The 995-nt window shown below is 60.2% G+C and carries 1 protein-coding gene; it reads left to right on the top strand.

The window, feature by feature from the left end; genetic code table 11:
- Nucleotides 1-840 (top strand): IS4 family transposase (locus tag GWC77_RS27985; protein ID WP_173262797.1); only part of this gene is annotated, 840 nt, incomplete at its 5' end.
- Nucleotides 841-995 lie beyond the last annotated feature (155 nt).

Genomic DNA, 995 nt, shown 5'->3' with positions numbered 1-995 from the left:
GCGCCGGATATGCCCTCGACCCGCTTGGTGTATGTGGCAGACCGCGAAGCGGATCTGATGGCGTTGATGGAGCGCGCTGATGCGTTGGGCAACCCGGCCGACTGGCTGGTGCGTGCCTCGCATAACCGCAGCCTGCCTGAAGGCGATAAGTTGTGGGAGCGCACTACATGCGGCGAAGCGGTGGGCGAAATCGCCTTCACGATGGCCGCGCGCCAAGGCGTGAAAGCGCGCACGGTACGCCAGCGGCTGTGGCTTGAGCGTGTGCTGTTGCCCGCCAGCAAAGGGAAAAGCATCGCGGCAACGTGCCTGGTTGCGCGCGAGTTCGACGCGCCTGCCGGCGTCAAACCGATCGAATGGCGCTTGCTGACTAATCGTGCGGCGAGCACGCTGGATGAAGCGATCGAACTGATCGAGTGGTATAGGGCAAGATGGGAAATCGAGATCCTGTGCAACGTTCTGAAGAACGGCTGTGAGGTCGAAGAACTGCAGTTGGGTACGATTGAGCGGCTCGAGCGTGCGTTGGCGCTGTTTCTGGTGGTGGCCTGGCGCGTGGCTCATTTGATGCGGCTGGGCCGAACCTGCCCCGATCTGGACGCTCATCTGTTCTTCGATCCCGATGAAATCCGTGCTGCCTACCTTCTCACGAAGACCCGTCGCACAACGCAACCCAAACTGAACGAGGTGTTGCGCTTGATCGCTCGCCGAGGCGGATTCCTCGCACGCAAAAGCGACGGCGAACCCGGTGCGGAAACGATCTGGAAGGGACTCACTCACGTGCGCATCGCCGCAGAAACAATGCGCTTGCTACGCGACGAAGGCGGTGACGAGACTTATGTATAACGAGGTGGGCCAAACCGGCTCTTTGGCGGGGTCTGTCAGAAATTTCGTGTTCAAGGCATATGATGCTCCCCAGGAGAAAATATGCCTCGCAAACCCAAGACCCCACCGGTAGAGCTGCCGGCGATTCCTGCTGAACTTCTTGAGCAGTTCGGCAA

Origin of the sequence: Paraburkholderia sp. NMBU_R16 (assembly GCF_013282575.1) — a bacterium.
Classification (GTDB): Bacteria; Pseudomonadota; Gammaproteobacteria; order Burkholderiales; family Burkholderiaceae; genus Trinickia.
Note: the sequence above shows the minus strand (reverse complement) of the source record. Positions and strands in the feature narration are given on the sequence as shown.